The 19,701-nt window shown below is 68.8% G+C and carries 15 protein-coding genes; 8 read left to right on the top strand and 7 right to left on the bottom strand.

The window, feature by feature from the left end; translation table 11 throughout:
• Positions 1 to 172 precede the first annotated feature (172 nt).
• From ACZ5UM_RS10195 to ACZ5UM_RS10205, 3 genes are all read left to right on the top strand, one after another.
• The gene (locus ACZ5UM_RS10195) at positions 173 to 2,125 is read left to right on the top strand and encodes an AMP-binding protein (protein ID WP_464843920.1); all 1,953 of its coding nucleotides are present in this window, start codon (positions 173 to 175) and stop codon (positions 2,123 to 2,125) included.
• 60 nt (positions 2,126 to 2,185) lie between these two features.
• Entirely contained in the window at positions 2,186 to 2,677 is a 492-nt protein-coding gene (locus tag ACZ5UM_RS10200; RefSeq protein WP_464843922.1) for a methylated-DNA--[protein]-cysteine S-methyltransferase, read from the top strand.
• Positions 2,678 to 2,841: 164 nt separating this feature from the next.
• Entirely contained in the window at positions 2,842 to 3,048 is a 207-nt protein-coding gene (locus tag ACZ5UM_RS10205; protein WP_464848343.1) for a hypothetical protein, read from the top strand.
• Between the two features lie 118 nt (positions 3,049 to 3,166).
• On the opposite strand, the gene hcp is transcribed toward ACZ5UM_RS10205, so the two are convergent.
• The gene (gene hcp / locus ACZ5UM_RS10210) at positions 3,167 to 4,453 is read right to left on the bottom strand and encodes a hydroxylamine reductase (RefSeq protein WP_464843923.1); all 1,287 of its coding nucleotides are present in this window, start codon (positions 4,451 to 4,453) and stop codon (positions 3,167 to 3,169) included.
• 350 nt (positions 4,454 to 4,803) lie between these two features.
• Between hcp and ACZ5UM_RS10215 the strand changes: the two genes are divergently transcribed.
• From ACZ5UM_RS10215 to dinB, 4 genes are all read left to right on the top strand, one after another.
• Complete coding sequence (locus ACZ5UM_RS10215; protein ID WP_464843925.1) at positions 4,804 to 7,116, top strand: N-acetylmuramoyl-L-alanine amidase; 2,313 nt, start codon at positions 4,804 to 4,806, stop codon at positions 7,114 to 7,116.
• Positions 7,117 to 7,217: 101 nt separating this feature from the next.
• Complete coding sequence (locus ACZ5UM_RS10220; RefSeq protein WP_464843927.1) at positions 7,218 to 8,408, top strand: pyridoxal phosphate-dependent aminotransferase; 1,191 nt, start codon at positions 7,218 to 7,220, stop codon at positions 8,406 to 8,408.
• 32 nt (positions 8,409 to 8,440) lie between these two features.
• On the top strand, positions 8,441 to 9,799 hold the full coding sequence (gene murD / locus ACZ5UM_RS10225) for a UDP-N-acetylmuramoyl-L-alanine--D-glutamate ligase (RefSeq protein WP_464843929.1): 1,359 nt from the start codon (positions 8,441 to 8,443) through the stop codon (positions 9,797 to 9,799).
• The gene (gene dinB / locus ACZ5UM_RS10230) at positions 9,796 to 10,881 is read left to right on the top strand and encodes a DNA polymerase IV (RefSeq protein ID WP_464843931.1); all 1,086 of its coding nucleotides are present in this window, start codon (positions 9,796 to 9,798) and stop codon (positions 10,879 to 10,881) included. The genes murD and dinB overlap by 4 nt, the downstream gene beginning before the upstream one ends.
• Before the next feature lie 61 nt (positions 10,882 to 10,942).
• Here dinB and ACZ5UM_RS10235 read toward each other — a convergent pair whose 3' ends face one another.
• Both ACZ5UM_RS10235 and ACZ5UM_RS10240 read right to left on the bottom strand, forming a co-directional pair.
• A complete protein-coding gene (locus tag ACZ5UM_RS10235) occupies positions 10,943 to 11,752 on the bottom strand; it encodes an alpha/beta fold hydrolase (RefSeq protein ID WP_464843932.1) in 810 nt (269 codons plus the stop codon).
• A 172-nt stretch (positions 11,753 to 11,924) separates the two neighbouring features.
• A complete protein-coding gene (locus ACZ5UM_RS10240) occupies positions 11,925 to 12,797 on the bottom strand; it encodes a S8 family serine peptidase (RefSeq protein ID WP_464843934.1) in 873 nt (290 codons plus the stop codon).
• Positions 12,798 to 12,965: 168 nt separating this feature from the next.
• Between ACZ5UM_RS10240 and typA the strand changes: the two genes are divergently transcribed.
• Positions 12,966 to 14,828, top strand: coding sequence for a translational GTPase TypA (gene typA / locus ACZ5UM_RS10245; protein WP_464843936.1), 1,863 nt, complete (start codon positions 12,966 to 12,968; stop codon positions 14,826 to 14,828).
• Between the two features lie 184 nt (positions 14,829 to 15,012).
• Here the strand turns inward: typA and ACZ5UM_RS10250 are convergent, their stop codons facing one another.
• From ACZ5UM_RS10250 to ACZ5UM_RS10265, 4 genes are all read right to left on the bottom strand, one after another.
• The gene (locus tag ACZ5UM_RS10250) at positions 15,013 to 15,663 is read right to left on the bottom strand and encodes a DUF4352 domain-containing protein (protein WP_464843938.1); all 651 of its coding nucleotides are present in this window, start codon (positions 15,661 to 15,663) and stop codon (positions 15,013 to 15,015) included.
• A gap of 19 nt (positions 15,664 to 15,682) precedes the next feature.
• Positions 15,683 to 16,606: an oligopeptide ABC transporter permease gene (opp4C, locus tag ACZ5UM_RS10255; RefSeq protein ID WP_011195168.1), complete on the bottom strand. Its 924-nt coding sequence runs from the start codon at positions 16,604 to 16,606 to the stop codon at positions 15,683 to 15,685.
• 12 nt (positions 16,607 to 16,618) lie between these two features.
• A complete protein-coding gene (locus tag ACZ5UM_RS10260; RefSeq protein WP_464843940.1) occupies positions 16,619 to 17,551 on the bottom strand; it encodes an ABC transporter permease in 933 nt (310 codons plus the stop codon).
• Positions 17,552 to 17,648: 97 nt separating this feature from the next.
• Positions 17,649 to 19,688, bottom strand: a complete 2,040-nt coding sequence (locus ACZ5UM_RS10265) for an ABC transporter substrate-binding protein (RefSeq protein WP_464843942.1) — start codon at positions 19,686 to 19,688, stop codon at positions 17,649 to 17,651.
• Positions 19,689 to 19,701: the final 13 nt, after the last annotated feature.

Genomic DNA, 19,701 nt, shown 5'->3' on the forward strand with positions numbered 1-19,701 from the left:
GGGATTTGATTACAACTTAATTATATGACTCTATTCGCTAACGGTTCAACGTGAAGTCTCTGGTTCCCCGGCATCCACCTTCCCTGTCTGCGAAAACCGGCCGCTTCCTGTAGGAATTCGCGTCGAAGCGCCAAAATTGTTTATGCAGGACTTAGGGGAGGTGGGCGATGACATGTCGGAGTACGTCTGGCGGCCCGATGAGACCTGGCTGAAAGCATCACGGATCGCCCGGTTTCTCGCCGCGTGCGGCGTGGACAGTCTGGAGGCGCTGCAGGCCCGTGCGGCCGCCGATCCGGCCTGGTTCTGGGGAGAGGCCGTCAAGGACATCGGGATCGAGTGGTACGAGCCCCCGAAGCAGATCCTGGATCTTTCCGGCGGGGCCCCGTGGGCGGCCTGGTTCCGGGGGGCGCGCATGAACCTGGCCCACGAGGCCGTCGACAAGCACCTCCGCACGCGGCCGCACCAGCTCGCCGTCATCCACGAGGGGGAGGAGGGGACCGTCCGCACCTGGAGCTACCGGCAGCTGTGGGCTGAGTCGAACCGGCTCGCGAATGCCCTGCGCCGCCTGGGCATCGGGCGCGGCGACCGGGTGGGCATCATGCTGCCGCTGATCCCGGAGGCGGTCGCGGCGATGATGGCCCTGGCCCGCCTGGGCGCCATCTTCACGCCCATCTTCTCCGGCTTTGCGCCCGGCGCGGCGGCCAGCCGGCTGGCCGACTGCGAGGCGAGGCTTCTGATCACGGCGGATGGGTTCTACCGGCGCGGAAGGCCGGTGAACCTGAAGGCGGTGGCCGACGAGGCGGCCGCCCAGGCCCCGTCTGTGCAGCACGTGGTGGTCGTGCGGCGGACCGGCGCCGACGTGGCGTGGTCCCCCGGCCGGGACCTGTGGTATCACGAGCTGGTCGCCGGTCAGCCGGCCCGGTTCGAGACGGAGCGCATGGACCCCGAGGACCCCTGCATGATCATCTATACGTCGGGCACCACCGGCCGCCCGAAGGGCGCGGTGCACGTGCACGGCGGTTTCCCGGTCAAGGCGGCGCAGGACATGGCCCACTGCTTCGACGTGGCGCCCGGCGACCTGATCATGTGGTTCACCGACCTGGGCTGGATGATGGGCCCCTGGCTCATCTACGGCGGGCTGCTGCTGGGCGCGACGGTGTTCCTTTACGACGGCGCGCCGGACTACCCCGCTCCCGACCGGCTGTGGGACATGGTGGAGCGGCACGGCATCACCCACCTGGGGCTCTCTCCCACCGTCATCCGGGCGCTCGCGCCGGCGGGGACCGATTGGGTGAAGCGGCACGACCTGTCGAGCCTGCGGGTGCTCGGCGGCACGGGCGAGCCCTGGAACCCGGAGCCGTACCGCTGGTTCGTCGAGCACGTGGGCGGCGGCCGCTGCCCGATGATCAACTACTCGGGCGGCACCGAGATCTCCGGCGGCATCCTGGGCTGCGTGCCCATCCGGCCCATCAAGGAGTGCTCCTTCAACGCCGTCGTTCCCGGCATGGCGGCGACGGTGCTGGACGACCAGGGCCGGCCCGCGCCGCCCGGGCAGGTGGGGGAGCTCGCCATCACCGCCCCGTGGGCGGGGATGACCCGCGGCTTCTGGCGAGACCCTGAGCGCTATCTGGAGGCCTACTGGCGGCGGTTCGAGGGCGTGTGGGTCCACGGCGACTGGGCGTCGGTGGACGAGGAGGGGTTCTGGTACATCCACGGCCGCTCCGACGACACGATCAACGTCGCCGGCAAGCGGGTCGGGCCGGCGGAGTACGAGTCGGTGCTGGTGGGCGACCCCCGGGTGCTGGAGGCGGCCACCGTGGGCGTGCCCCATCCGGTGAAGGGGACGGCCCCGGTCTGCTTCGTCGTGCTGCGCCCGGGCGTCCCGGCTGACCCCGGCCTGGCCGAAGCGCTGCGGGAGCGGGTGGGCCGCGAGATGGGCCGGCCGCTCATGCCCGAGGCGGTCCTCTTCGTGGGGGCCCTGCCCAAGACCCGGAATGCCAAGATCATGCGCCGGGTGGTCCGGGCGGCCTACCTGGGGCTGGAGCTGGGCGACCTTTCGGCCCTGGAGAACCCGGAGGCGGTGGCGGAGATCCAGCGGGTCCGGGGCGCCGCAGGGGCGGACTGACGTCCTGACCGCCCGGGGCGCCGCAGCCGGACAGTTGGACGATACGGAGGGAGCAGCGCAATGCAGTACACACGGTGCCACACCAGCTTCGGACCCATCTACGTGGCCTGGACGGCGCTGGGGATCGCCTGCCTGTCGGGCGAGGAGACCAGCGATGAGGCGTTCCGGGACCGCTGCCGGGCCTATACCGGAAAGACCCCGGTCCGCGACGACCGCCGCAGGGAGGAACTGGCGCAGATGCTGGAGGGCTGGCTGGACGGCGAGCCTTACCGCGGCCCGGTGGACCTCTCGCCGCTCAGCCCCTTCGCCCGGGAGGTGCTCTCGGCCTGCCGTTCCATTCCCCGGGGCGAGGTCCGCACCTACGCCCAGCTGGCGGCCGCCGTCGGCCGGCCCCGGGCGGCCCGGGCGGTGGGGAGCGCCCTGCGCCGGAACCCGGTGCCGCTGCTCATCCCCTGCCACCGCGTCGTGCGGGGGGACGGGAGCATCGGCCAGTACAACATGGGCGGCCCCGAGGTGAAGCGGCGCCTGCTGGCGCTGGAAGGGGCGCGCTGAGCGCCGTGCGCGCGCCGTTGGTGGTTGGCCCCTGCGAATCTGGGCAAACTACCCTTGTGCCGTGGGGGGTTTGCCTTGAACCGTTCAAGATTTGGTAGTAAGATGGTCGTAGTAGATGCACATCCACGGCGCCACCAACGGAAAGGAGTTGAGCCGCAGTGAAGATGGAGTTCGTGGAAAAGGAACTGAAGAGCTGGGGCGAGATCATCATCAAGACCTCGGGTGGCTCGCAGTTTGAGATTCACGTCGGCGATACGGAGTTCGACTACGACAACCGGGTCATCCGGCTGAAGAGCGCCAACGCGCTGTACGTCATCGAGGGCGACTCCGTGGAGAGCATCACGAAGCACTACGGTCATCCGGACGACTAAGGGCCGGTTCCGGCAGATCCGACGGCACGAAAACGAGCGCGGGAAGGTCGAGCCTTCCCGCGCTCGTGCTTGGTGCGCCGGGCCGCGTGCGGCGGCGCCTGTCCGGCGCGGCCGCCGTCTAGCCCAGCAGCGCCTTCAGGTCTGCCTCCGGGGTGGTGGTGAGGCGCAGGTCGAACTGCTCCCGGAGCACCTGGAGGACGCCGGGCGTGATCCAGGCCGGCGGCTTCGGCCCCAGGTAGATGCCCCTGATCCCGAGGGAGAGCAGGCTCATGAGCACGGCCACCGCCTTCTGCTCCATCCAGGAGAGGACGATGGAGAGCGGCAGGTCGTTGACCTCGCACCCGAAGGCCTCGGCCAGGGCGGCCGCGATGCGGATGGCGGCGATGGCGTCGTTGCACTGGCCCAGGTCGAGCAGGCGGGGGATGCCGTCGATGGTGCCCAGGTCCAGGTCGTTGAAGCGGAACTTGCCGCAGGCCAGGGTGAGGACGACGGTGTCAGGCGGGGTCTGCCGGACGAACTCCCGGTAGTAGTTGCCCAGGGAGCCCGGCGCGTCGCAGCCGCCGACCACAAAGAAGTGCCGGATCTTGCCCGCCTTCACGGCCGCGAGGATCTTGTCGGCCATCGGCAGGATGTTGGTGTCGGCGAAGCCGGTGGTGAGCGTCACCTCGCCGGGCCGGTCCTCGCAGGGCGGGAGCGAGCGCGCCTTCTCGATGACGGGCGTGAAGTCCCAGGTCTCGATGTGCGGCACGTCCGGCAGCCGGCTCGCGCCCACGGTGAAGATGCGGTCCTTATAGGACGCCAGCGGGATCTGCACGCAGTTGGAGGTGCCCACGATCGCACCGGGGAACTCGGCGAAGAGCTTCTTCTGGTCGCACCAGGCGACGCCCAGGTTGCCCACCAGGTGCGGGAAGCGCTTCAGGCCGGGGTAGGCGTGGGCGGGCAGCATCTCGGAGTGGGTGTAGACGTTGATGCCCGTCCCTTCGGTCTGCCTGAGCAGCTCGTAGAGCGCCTTCAGGTTGTGGCCGGTGATGACGATGGCCGGCCCCGCCACGGTGCCGGTGGGCACCTGCGTGGGCACCATCTCGCCGAAGTGCTCGGTGTGCGCCTTCTTCAGCATGGTCATCGCCCGTAGGGTCATCTGGCCCGCCTTCATGTTGAGCTGCAGGAAGTGGCCCAGGTCGAAGCTGACGTTGGTGAGGGTGGCGTACAGCGCCTCGGCGAAGAAGGCGTCGATCTCCGGGTCCGTGTACCCCAGCTCCCGGGCGTGGTAGGTGTACGCCGCGATGCCCTTCAGGGCGTAGATCAGGTTCTCCTGCAGAGCCTGGATATTCTCGTCCTTGCCGCAGATGCCGACCTTGGTGCAGCCGGTGCCGTGGGCCGTCATCTCGCACTGGTTGCAGAACACAGGGCCTCAACTCCTTCATGAACGGTTCCTGTTCGGTTCCCTACGTTCGCACACCGTGCCGGCAAGGGCATGTGATGTTTTTCACAGTCTATGGCAGAATGAGCCGTTGGTGTGGACGCCGCCCTGCCCGTTAGCCCTTTTGTGCCAGTGCAGTGCCGCGGGCCGCAGCACCACCGGGCTGATCCCCCCTGGCGGGCGCACCGGCGGCCGCGTGCCGCGCCGTAAGCACGGGGCTCGCCGGCCTGCAGCGGAAAGGTTTTGGTGAAGGCTGTCGAAGTATGTAAGGGATGGAACCTGACGGACCTGGCTCCGTCTATTTTGATATAAAGCTAATTGAGGAGTGTAGTGCTGTGAAGCGAGTCGCCGCCGCAGCGTTCTTGCTCGTCCTGGTGTCGTCTGTCCCTGCCGAGGCTGCCACGCTGCGCCCGATCGACCACGACGGCCTCAACGTCCGGTCGGGGCCGGGCACCGAATACGAGATCGTCGGCGGGCTCGGTTACGACCAGTGGGCGACGGTGCTCGGCCGGGAAGGGGACTGGTACCGGGTCAGGCTCCAGAGCGGCGTCGAGGGCTGGGTCGCGGGCTGGTTCAGCCGCGTGCTGCTGGAGGATGAGCAGCGGTATGCCGTCGTGGACACCGACATCCTGAACGTGCGGCGGGAGCCGGGGCTGGACGCACCGGTGCTGGCGCGGGTCTATGAGGGGCAGTACGTGCGGCTCCTGGAGATGATCCCCGAGTGGTGGCGCATCCAGCTGGATGACGGCACGGAGGGCTGGGTGTTCGCCCAGTACGTGCGGCAGGCCGACGGCCCGCCGGCCGGGGGAGAGCCGGGCGGTGAAACCGGGACCGGCCAGCTGCCGGGGCCGAGCCTGCCGCCGGTGGCGGAGCCGCCGCCCGCCCCTCCCGGCACCGTCCCGGGCGTGACCTTCCCTGCCCCCGCCCACCCGGTTGCTCACCCGGGCAAGCAGGTTTCCGTGCGGGAGGAGACCGGCATCTTCGCCGGCCCCAACAGCGAGGCGCGCCGCACGGACACGGTGAGGCCGGGCGAGCGGCTGGCGCTGCTGGACGCCCGGGATGGCTGGGTGCGCGTGGCCTCCCCCCAGGACCGGTGGGGCTGGGTGCCGGGTGAACTGGTGCAGGTGACGGACGGCCCCCTGCGCATCCAGGTGGACGCGTCCGGCTGGCGGCTTGAGCGGCCGGCTGGCTCCAAGCCGGCATCCCCCGCGCCGCCGGTGGGCGCGGCCGTGGTGGGGGAGAAGGGCGCGACCCTCTACCTGATTCCGGCGACGGCGGCGCGGGTGCTGGGCGAGCTGGCGCCGGGCGAGCCGCTGGAGGTCCTGGACCGGAATGCGCAGTGGGTCAAAGTGCGGCTCTCTTCGGGCGAGGTCGGCTGGACCCAGGCGGCCCGGGTGGAGCAGGCGGCGGCGGCCGAAGACGGGGACCCGGGCGACGGAACGCCGGACGGGGGAGAGGGCACGCCGGGCGGCGCAGCGGATGAGGCGGCTGCCGCCCGGGGCTTCAAGGTGACCATGCGCCAGGGCGCACCCGGGGTCTACCTGCTGGAGGTGACGGCGCCCGGGCAGCGCTTCGGGCTGCCCGTGCTGGAGGACGGGTCCCTGTGGGTGCCTTTCGCCACCGGCCTGGCGGACGAGCGCTCGATGCCGCTGAATCAGATGGGGGTTGCGGAGGCCGCCCTGAACCCGCAGGGGCTCCGGCTGCGCTTCACCAGCGAACCGCAGGTCACGGTGGAGTCGAACCTGGAGGGCGCCCTGCTGCTGTCGCTGCGGCCCGTGGTCACGGCTGTCCGGCAGGAGACCGTCGCCGACAAGGGGGTGCTGCGCTTCAGCGTCCGCGGCGAGGCGCAGCCCCGGGCGCGGGCGGAGAACGGCCAGATCATCGTCGAGTTTCCCGGGGCCGCGCTCGGCACGGCGGATCTGCCCGCCGGCGTGCAGGTCGCGGAGACCGCGGCGGGGGTGCGGGTGGTCATCGCCAGCAGCCGGCCATATGCTTTGAAGAAGTGGGAGGACGGGTACTACCTGGTGACCTACCCGGCCGGGCTGGCGGGCAAGGTGATCATGCTCGACCCCGGCCACGGCGGCGATGACAGCGGTGCGGTGAGCCGCGCGGTGGGCGTGGTGGAGAAGACGGTCAACCTGCAGGTCGCCCTGCGGCTGCGGGCCTTGCTGGAGGAACAGGGCGCGATCGTCTACATGACCCGGGCCACGGATCAGCGGGTGGCCCCCGAGCCGTTCCTCAGCAGCGTGGAGGGCGAGCCCCGGGACCAGCTCGACCTGCAGTACCGGACGATGCTGGCCAACCACCTGGGCGTCGACCTGTTCCTCTCCATCCACCACAACTCCGGCGAGACGATCTCCCAGGGCACGGAGGTGTACTACACGAGCTGGACGCTCAACGGCGGGCGCGCCCGTGAGCTGGCCACGCTGCTGCAGCAGGAGCTGGTGAGGGCGCTGGGCACCCGCGACCGGGGCGTGTTCGACGACAGCTTCTTCGTGACCCGCAACACGCTCGCGCCGGCCGCGCTGGTGGAGCTGGCGTTCATCAACAACCCCGCGGAGGGTCCCCGGACGGTGGACCCCGGCTTCCAGGAAGCGGCCGCCCAGGCCATTGTGCGGGCACTGGAACGGTTCTACGCTATGCGATAAGTTTCACTTTACTGCTTTGCAGTATTGCAGGTAGGGTGTATACTGCCTACTGAGGTTCGCATAACCAGGGAACAGACCCGACCGAGAGGAGTGGGACCCGCATGCGTCTGTCAGCCCGCGCCAGGATCCTAACGCCGTCGCCGACCATGGCGATCGACGCCCGGTCGAAGCAGCTGGCGGCCGAGGGCGTGGACGTCGTAAACTTCTCGGTGGGGGAACCCGACTTCGACACGCCGGAGTCGATCAAGTCCGCAGGCATCGCCGCCATTCAACAGGGAAGGACCAAGTACACCCCTGCCGCCGGCACGCTGGAGTTGCGCAAGGCCATTTGTGAGAAGCTGGAACGGGACAACGGTCTCCAGTACCGCCCGGAGGAGATCGTGGTCTCCAACGGCGGCAAGCAGGCCCTGTACAACGCGTTCCAGGTCCTGCTGGACCCCGGGGAAGAGGTGATCATCCAGGCGCCGTACTGGGTGTCCTATCCGGAGATCGTGCGCCTGGCCGGGGGCGTTCCGGTGGTGGTGGAGACCGACGAGTCCACCGGCTTCCGCCTGACGGCCGACATGATCCGGGAGAAGCTGACCAACCGCACCCGGGTCATCAACCTGAACAGCCCGAGCAACCCGACCGGGGCCGTGCTCGCGCGCAAGGACCTGGAGGAGATCGCGGCCCTGGCCGTGGAGCACGATCTCATCATCGTCACCGACGAGATCTACGAGATGCTGCTGTACGACGGGGCCGAGCACGTTTCGATCGCCTCGCTGGGCGAGGAGGTCAAGCGCCGCACGATTACGGTCAACGGCGTCTCCAAAGCCTACGCCATGACCGGGTGGCGCATCGGCTACACCGCCTCCGAGCGGATCTTCGCCAAGGCGATGGCCGACCTGCAGTCGCAGTCGACCTCGGGCCCCTCTTCGATCTCCCAGGCGGCTGCTGTGGAGGCCCTGCGGGGCAGCCAGGCCGCGGTGGAGCAGATGCGCCGGGAGTTCGACCGTCGGCGGAAGCACATGATGGAGCGGCTGAGCCGGCTGCCGGGCTTTTCGGTGAAGGTTGCGCCGGCGGGAGCCTTCTACCTGTTCCCCAACGTGTCGGCGCTCTTCGGCGAGACCGTCGCCGGCCGCCGGATCACCTCGTCGGACGACCTGGCCGAAGTCATCCTGGAGCAGGCGCACGTGGCCGTCGTGCCCGGCACCGGCTTCGGCGCCCCGAACTACCTGCGCTTCTCGTACGCCACCTCGATGGCGCGCATCGACGAGGGCCTGGATCGCATCGAACGGCTGTTGGCCAGGTGAGCATGGACCGCTGACGTGGGAGGTAGGGCGCAGTGAAACTGCAGGAGCGCGCGGCCGTCGTGGGCATCGGGATCTCCAACCTGGCGCTCGTCCGCTACCTGGTGGAGCGGGGCGTCCGCGTGACCGCCTGCGACCGCACCCCTGCCGAGCGGCTCGGCGAACGCGCGGCCGAGCTCAGGCGGCTGGGGGTGCCGCTGGTCACCGGCGAGCAGTACCTGGCGCCTCTGGCCGATCACGACCTGATCTTCCTGACCCCGGGCATGCCGAAGCACCTGCCGGAGATCGAGGCCGCCCGACGGCGCGGGGCCACCATCTCCGGCGAGATCGGCCTGGTGCTCGACCGCTGCCGGGCGCCGGTGATCGGCGTGACGGGCAGCGCGGGCAAGACCACCACCACGACCCTGATCGGCGAGATCCTGAAGGCCGCCGGCCGGGAAACCTACGTCGGCGGCAACATCGGCACGGTGCTGATCGAGCAGGTCGAGACGATCCCGCCGGACGCGGCGGTGGTCCTGGAGCTCTCCTCCTTCCAGCTGCAGCTGGTGCACCGCTCGCCCCACATCGCCGTGGTGACCAACATCAGCCCCAACCACCTGGATGTGCACGCCTCCATGGAGGAGTACGTGGAAGCCAAGAAGGCGATCTTCCGGTGGCAGTCGCCGTCGGACTGGCTGGTGCTCAACGCCGACGACGAGCGGGTCCGGTCCTTCGCCCGGGAGGCCCGCAGCCGGGTGGTGCTCTTCAGCCGCAGGGGCGACCCGGGGGGCCGGGATGCGGCCTTCATCCGGGACGATCAGGTGGTCTGGCGGCGCGGCGGCCGCGAGCTGCCGACCGCCTTGCTGGAGGAGATCAGGCTCCCCGGGCTGCACAACCAGGAGAATGTCCTGGCCGCCGTGGCTGCCTGTTTCCTCGCCGGCGCGCCCCTCTCCGCGGTGCGCGCCGTGGTGACCACGTTCACCGGCGTGGAGCACCGCATCGAGCCGGTGCGGGTGCTGGACGGCGCCAAGTGGTACAACGACTCCAAGGCCACCTCGCCGGCGGAGGCGGTCGCCGCCCTGTCGACTTTGCCCGCGCCCATCGTGCTCATCGCCGGCGGGTCGGACAAGGGCATCCCCTTCGATCCCCTCGCGCCGCTGGTGGCCGAGAAGGTGAAATACCTGATCCTGACGGGGCCCACCGCCCCGAAGATCGAGGAGGCGGTGCGCAGGGGCGGCTATGCCGGGCCGGTCCGGCGGGCCGCCGACATGGCGGAGGCGGTGGCGCTGGCCCGGGCTGCCGCAGCGCCGGGCGACACGGTGCTGCTCTCGCCGGCCTGCGCCTCGTTCGACGCCTACCGGAACTTCGAGGAGCGGGGGCGCCACTTCAAGTCGCTGGTGGAGGCCTTGCAGTGAGAACGGACCTCTGGGTGATCCACCTGGATATGGACGCGTTCTTCGCTTCGGTGGAGCAGCGGGACAACCCGCGCCTTAAGGGGAAGCCGGTGATCGTGGGCGGTCCCCCCAGCTCCCGGGGCGTGGTCTCGACGTGCTCCTACGAGGCGCGCCGCTTCGGCGTCCGTTCCGCCATGCCTTCCCGGGAGGCCCTGCGGCTCTGTCCGCAGGCCGTCTTCATCCGGCCCAACCACGCCAAATACGCCGCGGTGGGGCGGCAGGTGCGGGCGATCATGCGCCGCTTCACCGACGTCATCGAACCGCTCTCCATCGACGAGGCGTTCCTGGACGTGTCGGGGCAGGACGCCGTGCAGGTGGCGCGTGAGCTGAAGGAGGCCATCCGGGCCGAGCTGCGCCTCACCGGCTCCGCCGGCGTCTCCTACTGCAAGTTCATGGCCAAGCTGGCTTCCGACATGCAGAAGCCGGACGGGCTCACCGTCATCACCTGGGAGCGGGCGCAGGCGCTGCTGCCCACGCTCCCGGTGCGCAAGCTCTGGGGCGTCGGGCCTGCCAGCGAGCAGGCCCTGCACGCGCTGGGCATCTACACCTGCGGCGACCTGCTGGCCTACGACCCGGACACGCTGCGCAAGCACTTCGGCCGGCGGGCCGACGAGCTGATCCAGCTGGCCCGGGGCATCGACCCCCGCCCGGTGGTGCCGCACCGGGAGGCCAAGTCCATCGGCGAGGAGAACACGTTCGCGGTGGACCAGACGGACCGGGAGTACCTGAACCAGCTGCTGGAGCGGTATGCGGACAACCTGGCCGCGGAGCTGCAGCGGCAGGGGATGGCCGCCCGGACCGTGACGGTGAAGATCAAGTGGAACGTGTTCGTCGAGGGCGGGCCGAAGGGGGGCGACTTCCTCCAGATCACCCGGAGCCAGACCCTGCCCATGCCCACCAACGACGCCCGCACCATCGGCCGGGCGGCCCGGGAGATCTTCGGAAGGGTGGAGTGGGAGGGGCGGAAGGTGCGCCTGCTGGGGCTCTCGGTGCACAACCTGGTGAAGAAGGGGGAGCTGTTCCAGGCGCATCTGCCGATCTAGGCGCGGACAGACGCGTGCGGGCCGGTGCAGGTTCATGCACCGGCCTTTTTCCTGTGCCTTTCTACGGCTCCTTGAGCGGCACAACTGCGCGTTCGCGCCGGAGAAACTCCCGGATGATCTGGTTGACGGCACCCGGCGCGTCCTGGTTGGCGTTGTGCCGGGCGCCGGGAAGTACATGGATCTCGACGCCCTCCTCACGGCCCCAGGCCGTCATCGCCTTCCGGATGTTCCCCGTCCGGTCGTGGTCGCCCACGATCAGGAGGGTCCGCTCGGGGTAGCTCAGTCCGGGCCGGTACTGCACGAAGTCGAAGGCCCGCACCATCACCTCGCAGAAGCGGCGCTTGCCCATGCCGCGGAGGCACTCCCGCACGTACCCCTGGACCTCGGGCCGCCGGGAACAGGCCCGCGCCGACGCCTCCACGAGCCAGTCGAAGGGCGTGAGCCGCAGCATCGGGCCCGCCGCGGCGAGGGCGGCCCGCTCCCAGACCGACAGCCGCTGGCTGTTGCGGGTCGAGTCGATGACCACCAGGGCCTCCACCCGCCCGGGGTAGCGCAGGGCCACCTCCTGCGCCACATTGCCGCCCAGGGACTGGCCGATGAGGACCGCCCGGGCCAGGCCTTCCCGGTCCAGGACCGCCAGCAGATCCTGCACCAGCAGGTCCGCGGAGAAGCCCTCCACGCCGGCGGACCGCCCGTGGCCCCGGGCGTCCCAGGCGTAGAGGGCGTATTCCCGGTCAAACGCCGGGTACTGCTCGGCAAACATGCGGTGGTCCAGCCCGGCGCCGTGGAGGAAGAAGAGGGGCGTCCCGGACCGGCTGTTGGTGAAGTAGTGAAGGGTTCCGCCGTGAACCTGAAGCGTCCGCTCCTGCATCCGCTGCACCTCCCGGCTGCTGCTGCAGCCATCCTCACCGGCCAGGCCCTGCAGGGGGGGCAGCGCTGCGACTGCGGCGGGAACTCCGCTCCTGCTCCCGGGGCGGGCGCAGCAACACCCGTTTCAAAGCCAAGATTCGGCGGCCGCGGATCGTCCTCCTGCAGCCGGGGCCTCACACCTCCTCCCGCAGCAGCCGGTCTGCTCGCAGCAGCCCGGCCCCCTGGGCCGCCGCGTGCACCTGCGGCAGCCATTCGGCGGTGTGCTTCAGGTGAGCCCGAACGGCTGCCGGGGTGAGGTTTGGGCGCACGGAGAGCAGCAGGGCCGCCGCGGCCGAGACGTGGGGGGCGGCCATCGACGTGCCGCTCATATGGCAGAACCTGCCGCCCGGCGCCAGCGAGAAGAGGCCTGTGCCCGGGGCCACCAGGTCGACCTCGGGCCCGCGGCTGGAGAACCGGGCCAGCCGGTCGCGCCGGTTGATGGCGGCTACCGCAAGCACCTCGGGGTAGGTGCCCGGCGTGTCCACCGCGCCGCCCCGGCCGTCGTTGCCCGCCGCGCCGACCAGGAGAATGCCGTGCCGCTCAATGGCGCGGATGGCCTGGGCCAGATGGTCGCTGGCCCGCCGGTCCGTGCCGAAGCTCAGGTTGATGATCTCGCACCCCTGCTCCAGACACCAGTGGAGCCCAGCGACGATGTCGCGGATGCGCCCGTACCCCTGCCGGTCGAAGATCTTCACCGGCCGGATGCAGAGGGGCGGGGGCCAGATCGGCCGCTGCCCGCCCACGGCGCCCGACGCCACCGCCAGGATGCCCGCGACGTGCGTGCCGTGGCCGTGCTCGTCGTGGGGCGGTTCACCCGGCGAGAGCAGGTTGATGCCCGGGCCCAGCAAGTCGCGCAGGTAGGGGTGCTGCAGGTCCACCCCGCTGTCCAGCAGGCCGATCTGCACCGGCGTGCGGCGCTTCCGGCGCAGCCGCAGGAGCCGCCAGGCCTCGGGGAAGCCCGTGCGCCGGATGTGCCACGGGGGTGACCGCCAGATCGTTCGGCCCATGGAGATCGCTCCTCCCGCCGGAATCTGCACCATCATTACGGCGGGCGGGCCGGGAATGCTACACTGCATCTTTACTTTTTATGGTATCCTCCGTATAATACGAGAGTTGGAGTCCACGCCGTGGGCTCCCCAAATCGTGGGCACACTTCGCCTGAGGAGCGCGATCAGATGATGAAGCGGACGGACCTGCGCAATGTGGCGATCATCGCCCACGTCGACCACGGCAAGACCACGCTCGTCGATGGCCTGCTCCGCCAGTCGGGCACCTTCCGGGCCAACGAGCAGGTCGCCGAGCGGGTGATGGATTCGCATGACCTGGAGCGTGAGCGGGGCATCACCATCCTGTCGAAGAATACGGCGATCACCTATAAAGGCGTCCGGATCAACATCGTGGACACGCCGGGCCACGCCGACTTCTCCGGCGAGGTCGAGCGGATCATGACCATGGTCGACGGCTGCCTCCTGGTCGTGGACGCAGCCGAAGGGCCGATGGCCCAGACCAAGTTCGTGCTGCGCAAGGCCATGGAGGCCGGCCTGAAGCCGGTGGTGGTGATCAACAAGATTGACCGGTCCGACCGGCGCATCGCCGAGGTGGAGGACATGATCCTCGACCTCTTCATCGAGCTGGGCGCCGACGACGACCAGCTGGAGTACCCGGTGCTGTATGCCTCCGCGCGCAAGGGCATCGCCACTTACCGCCTGGAGGAGGAGGGGAAGGACCTCCAGCCCATCCTCGACACCATCCTGGAGCGCATCCCCTGCCCGGAGGGCGATCCGGATGCGCCCCTGCAGGCCATGGTGACCTCGCTGGACTACGATGAGTACGTGGGCCGCGTGGCCATTGCCCGGGTGCGGCAGGGCACCGTGCGGGCCGGCCAGCAGGTCGCGGTGGCCAAGCTGGACGGCTCGGTGGTCCGGTTCCGCGCAGCCCAGCTCTTCGGCTTCCACGGGCTGAAGCGGGTGCCGACGGAGGAGGCCACGGTCGGCGATATCATCGCCATGACGGGCCTGGAGGACGTGAACATCGGCGAGACGATCACCGACCCGGAGAACCCGCAGCCCCTGCCGCCGATCAAGGTGGACGAGCCGACCCTGCAGATGACCTTCCGCACCAACGACTCGCCCTTCGCCGGGCAGGAAGGCAAGTACGTCACATCCCGCCACCTGCGGGCGCGCCTCTTCAAGGAGCTGGAGCGGAACGTCGCCCTGCGAGTGGAGGAGACCGATTCACCGGACGTCTTCATCGTGTCCGGGCGCGGAGAGCTGCACCTGTCCATCCTCATCGAGACCATGCGGCGGGAAGGGTACGAGCTGGCCGTCTCCAAGCCGAGGGTCATCTTCCGGTATGACGAGGCGGGCAACAAGCTGGAGCCCCTGGAGCAGCTGATCATCGACGTGCCCGAGGAGTACATGGGCGCGGTGATGGAGGCCCTGGGCATCCGCAAGGCCGAGATGACTAACATGGTCAACCACGGCAACGGCAACGTGCGGCTGGAGTTCATCATCCCGGCCCGCGGCCTGGTGGGCTTCCGCTCGGAGTTCCTGACCATGACCCGGGGTTACGGCGTCATGCACCACATGTTCCACGGCTACGGGCCCTACCGGGGCGAGATCCCCACCCGCCAGCGGGGCTCGCTGGTGGCCTCGGAGACCGGCACCGCCACCCAGTACGCCCTGTACCAGATCCAGGAGCGGGGCACGCTGTTCATCGAGCCGGGCACCGAGGTCTACGTGGGCATGGTGGTGGGCGAGAACAGCCGCGGCCAGGATATGGACGTCAACGTCTGCAAGACCAAGCACCTCACCAACATCCGGGCGGCGGGGGCCGACGAGAAGCTGCTGCTGGACCCGCCCCGGAAGCTGACCCTGGAGGAGGCGCTGGAGCAGATCGCGGACGACGAGCTGGTGGAGATCACCCCGAAGTCGATCCGCCTGCGGAAGCAGTACCTGGATCCCGCCATCCGGGCGCGCATCGCCAAGGGGAAGGAGATCAACGCGGAGGTGCTGCAGCGGCTGCAGCAGGGACGGTAGGCCGGCTGCCTGCGGACGGCGGCACAGAAGAAGTGGAGGGCTGGGCGGCCCTCCACTTTTGCCTGTCCGGGCGCTCATGCGATACGGTACTTGGCGGGGCACGTCCGGACGCCGTCAACCTCATGGACACCTGCCGGCGCCATGCCGCCGATGCGCGTGAGCGCCAGCACCGACGCACCCGGGTTCACTGCAGGGTGAACTCCCAGGTGGCCTCGCCGTACTCGGGGTGTGTGAAGGTATACGTATACGTGCCCTCCAGCTTCTTCGCGAGGAAGCCCAACCAGCCGGATCCCGACTCTCCCTGCCTCAGGGTCCCCTGGAACTTGGGTGTGCGCAGGGCTGTGGCCTGCAGATTGTACGGGGCGTTCTTCTCCTCCGGCGTCTGGACCTTGTGCTGCTCGGTGGGGTTCACCGTATACGGGGCGCTGCCGCCGTTCTCCACCGTAACCTCGATCAGCAGGTAGGTGTATCCGGGCGCCGGGGCCTGGTCCACAGTCTCTGCCCGGTGCATGGTAACGGTGAGCGGACCGACCTGCGCCGATTCGCCCACCGCCAGCGGCCCGAGCTGCACCTTCCCGGCGGGCTCCGCGCCCCCGCCCCCGCCAGGGCCTGCGCCATCGCCTGCGGCGCCGCCTACGGCGTTGCCCACGGCATCGCCTCCTCCGTCGCCCCCGCCGCCGGTGGCCGGCTGGTTTCCGCCTGCCGAGCCTGCCGAGCTGGACGGGCTGGGGTCCGTCCGGTTGGGGCCGGTCTGGTCCGCGTACTTGCCGCAGCCGGCCACCAGCACGGCCAGCAGCGCCGCTGCTGCCCAGATCAGGATCTTGCGTCTCCTCACAGGTATCCCCCTCTGTCCGCTACTGTTTCAGGCGCGGGTCGAGCGCATCGCGCAGCCCGTCCCCGATGAAGTTGATGGAAAGCACCGTCAGGAAGATCATCAGGCCCGGCGGGATCCACGTCCACGGTCTGGTCTGCAGCACGGCCATGTTGTTTGCCTCACTCAGCATGTTCCCCCACGTGGGGACCGGCTGGTTCACGCCGAACCCCAGGTAGCTGAGCCCCGCCTCCGCGAGGATGATCCCCGCGACTTCCAGGGTGGCGTTCACGATCAGCGGCGCCATGGCGTTGGGCAGGAGGTGGCGCACGATCATGCGGAACGTGCCGACTCCCGCGGCCCGGGCCGCTTCGATGAAATCCCTCTCCCGCAGGGAGAGGAACTCTCCCCGCACGAGGCGGGCCGGCACTGGCCAGCTAAGGAAGACGATCGCGAACACCAGATTGGAAACCGACGGGCCTCGGATCGCGACGATGGTCAGGGCGAACATCAGGAACGGGAAGGACTGGATCACGTCCACCAGCCGCATGAGCACGTTGTCGATCCAGCCGCCGAAGTAGCCCGCGACCGAGCCGATGACGATGCCCAGGACCATGTACACGATGACGGATCCCAAGGCGATCGACAGCGACACCCGGCCGCCGTACAGCAGGCGGGTGAGGTTGTCTCGACCGGCGCTGTCGGTGCCGAGCGGGTGGCGGGCGGAGGGCGCTGCCCGGATGTACTGGATGTCGATTTCGTCGCGTCCCCAGCCGAGGGTGGCCTGGGTGATGACCGGCGCGAAGGCGGAGATGAGGATCAGGATGAGGAGGATCGTCGCCCCGGCGACGGCCATGCGGTTCCGGAGGAACCGCCGCAGCACCAGCCGGGCGTACGAGGTCTCCTGCGCCGTCAGGCCGTCGAACTGGGTCGGAATCGGGTCCGGTGTAGGACGGGAGATCGCCACGGCTGTACCTCCTTACGCATACCGGATGCGGGGATCAGCGACGGCATAGAGGATGTCGGCGATGAGGTTACCCAGGATGACCAGCAGGGCGAAGAACATGTTGGTGGCCATGAGCACAGAGTAGTCGCGGTTGTTGACCGCCTCAAACGTCAGCAGCCCCATCCCCGGGAACGTGAAGACCTGTTCGATGATGACGGCCCCGCCGAAGAGTCCGGGCAGGCTGAACCCGAAGAGGGTGATCACGGGGATCATCCCGTTGCGGAAAGCATGTTTGTACACCACCACCCGTTCGGCCAGCCCTTTGGCGCGCGCAGTCCGCACGTAGTCCTGACGCAGCACCTCCAGCATGGCAGAGCGGGTGAAGCGGGCGTATGAGGCCATATCACGCAGCCCCAGGGTCACGGCGGGCAGCACGAGGTGGTGGAGCACGTCCCAGAAGCCGCCTCCGCCCGGGGTAATGATGCCGTTCATCGGGAAGATCGGCAGTCTCACCGCGAAGAAGTAGATCGCCAGGAGGGCGGCGAAGAAGGAGGGCAGGGAGATGCCCATGAAGGCGAACGTCGTCGCCGCGTAGTCGATCAGCGAGTACTGGCGTGTAGCGGAGATGACCCCGATGGGGATGGCCAGGGCCAGGCCGAGCAGGAAGGCCGTGCCCGTGAGCAGCAGGGTGCGCGGGATCGCCCGGGCCAGCATGTCGACCACCGGTTCCTGAGTGCGGACCGAGTACCCCAGGTTGCCTTTCAGCGTGGTGGTGAGCCAGCGGACGTACTGGACCGGGATGGGGTCGTTGAACCCCATCTCCTCCATGAGCCGAGCCCGGAGCGTGGGGTCGATCCGCGGGCCGAAGAGGTAGGCGTACGGGTCGCCCGGGGCGCTGTGGATGATGACGAAGACGATGATGCTGACGCCGAAGAGGATCGGGATCATCTGCAACAGGCGTCGCACGAGGTACCGGCCCACCTGTCAGTCTCCTTTCTTCCCGGCGGTGCGCGGCCCGGGGGTGCGTTCCCCCCGGGCCGCCAGCCGGTGGATGGTCAGAGGATCACCGGGAGAGCCACAGCTCCTCGATGTTCCAGAGGTAGCCCTGCGGGCCGGGCTTGAAGTTCTGCAGACGGTCGTTGGCTGCGATCAAGGTGTTCACTGCGTACAGGATGAGCGCCGGGGTCTCTTCCGTCCAGTGGCGCGCCCACTCGTGGTAGATCTCGATGCGCTCCTCGATGTCGTTGGTGGCCTTGCCGGCGGCGATCAGCTGCTCCGACTTTTCCGTCCACCACTGGCTGTCGTTGAAGCCGCCGGGCTCGGTGGCCGCCTTGTCCCACAGGCCCGTCGGGTCCGGGTCGGAGTTGCCCAGCGAGAAGCCGATGAAGTACATGTCGAAGTCCCGGGCCGCCCGCTTCTCATCCAGCGTCGGCCAGTCGTAACCCTCCAGGATGACCTCAATGCCGACCTCCTTCAGCCACTGCTGCACCACGGGCGCCGTCGCCTGCCGGACCGGGTTGCCGACGTTGGGGTACAGCAGCCGCAGGGTCAGCCGCTTCCCGTCCTTGTACCGGTACCCGTCGCTGCCCAGGACCCAGCCGGCCTCTTCGAGCAGCTGACGAGCCTTGTCGGGATCATACGGATACTGCTCGACGTCCTCCGTGTACGCCCAGGTGAGCGGGTGGATCGGACCGTACATCATGGAGGCGTGGCCGCCCATCAGGTTGTTGATGATGGCCTGCCGGTCGATCGCATGGTTGATGGCGCGGCGCACCCGCACGTCGGTGGTGGGTCCCATCTCACCCCGGGCGTTGGGACCGGTGTTGTAGACCATCTCCTGGAAGACCATGTCCGGGAACTCGTAGATCTTCACATGTGGCATCGCCGCGTAGGCGTCCAGCTCGTTGGGGCTGAACTCCACGTAGTCCAGCGTGCCGCGCTGCATCTCACCGACGGCCACCTCAGCGGCCACGATGCGCCAGACGACCTCGTCGATGTAAGGCCGGCCTGCCCAGTAGTTCGGGTTGGCCTCCAGGATGGCGTACTGGCCGTCAACATACTCCTTCATCTTGAAGGGGCCGTTGCCGTTGGGGAAGATGTTGTACGGGTCATTGGCCGTACCCCAGTCCTGCACCGGGATGCTGCCGTACTTGCTGCTGTCCACGATCCCGTAGGCGATGTTGTAGAGGAACGGCGCGTTCGGCTGCTTCAGCTGGAAGACCACGGTGTAGTCGTCTACCGCGTAGAGACCGGGCAGGTTGCCGGTGGTGACGATGCCCCGCTCGAAGTTCTCACGGGTTTCGCCGCTGATACCGTTGGCGTAATCTTCGTACCCGACGACGTCCTCCCAACCGGAGTCACGCGGGCCGATGTACCTGGGGTGCCAAATGGCCTTGTACGTGAAGACGACATCCTTGGCGGTCACCGGGGTGCCATCGAAGAACGTCGCGTTCCGGCGCAGGTAGAAGGTCAGCTTCGTGTTGGTCTCGTCCCACTCCCAGGCCTCGGCGAGGGCGGGCACGGGGATATAGCGCTCGTCATACTTCCACAGGCCTTCGTACATCAGGCCGGTAAGGTTGGAGCCGTATGTGTCATTGACGATGATCGGGTTGAAGGCCCCGATCGGCTTGTTCCACATGGCCAGGTTCAGCCGCCCGCCCCGGCGCGGCCAGTTCGGGTCGACGATGGAGATCGCCGTGGTGGCGGGGTCATACTCCACCTCGGCGCCGAACGCCTCGCTCACGAACCGCAGCGGAACCAGGGTGCGGCCGTTCTGGATGAACGGGGCGGCGTCCAGGGTCCGGGCCTGCCCGTTCACCCGGGCGGTGGTGCTGCCGATGACCAGCTGCACCGTGGTGTTGCCCCGGGTGGCCGTCACCGTGCGGGTGGACTCATCCCACTGCACATCCGCGCCCATCTTCTCGAAGATCGCCCGGAACGGGACGAAGACGCGGTTGTTCACGTTCACCGGCTCCACGTCGAACATCACCGGGTGGCCGTTGAACGTGACCGGGTACTTCACCTCCGGGCGGGCCGCCAGGGCCGGTGCTGACGAGGTCACAAGCATGAGGGCGGTGAGGAAGAGGACTAAGAACCGCTTCACGCAACCGATACCT

It is taken from the genome of Symbiobacterium ostreiconchae, from assembly GCF_055396975.1.

Coding starts and splice junctions, on each gene's coding strand:
- typA (WP_464843936.1), top strand. CDS start 12,966: ATGATGAAGCGGACGGACCTGCGCAATGTGGCGATCATCGCCCACGTC.
- ACZ5UM_RS10195 (WP_464843920.1), top strand. CDS start 173: ATGTCGGAGTACGTCTGGCGGCCCGATGAGACCTGGCTGAAAGCATCA.
- ACZ5UM_RS10235 (WP_464843932.1), bottom strand. CDS start 11,752: ATGCAGGAGCGGACGCTTCAGGTTCACGGCGGAACCCTTCACTACTTC.
- ACZ5UM_RS10220 (WP_464843927.1), top strand. CDS start 7,218: ATGCGTCTGTCAGCCCGCGCCAGGATCCTAACGCCGTCGCCGACCATG.
- ACZ5UM_RS10240 (WP_464843934.1), bottom strand. CDS start 12,797: ATGGGCCGAACGATCTGGCGGTCACCCCCGTGGCACATCCGGCGCACG.
- ACZ5UM_RS10200 (WP_464843922.1), top strand. CDS start 2,186: ATGCAGTACACACGGTGCCACACCAGCTTCGGACCCATCTACGTGGCC.
- ACZ5UM_RS10205 (WP_464848343.1), top strand. CDS start 2,842: ATGGAGTTCGTGGAAAAGGAACTGAAGAGCTGGGGCGAGATCATCATC.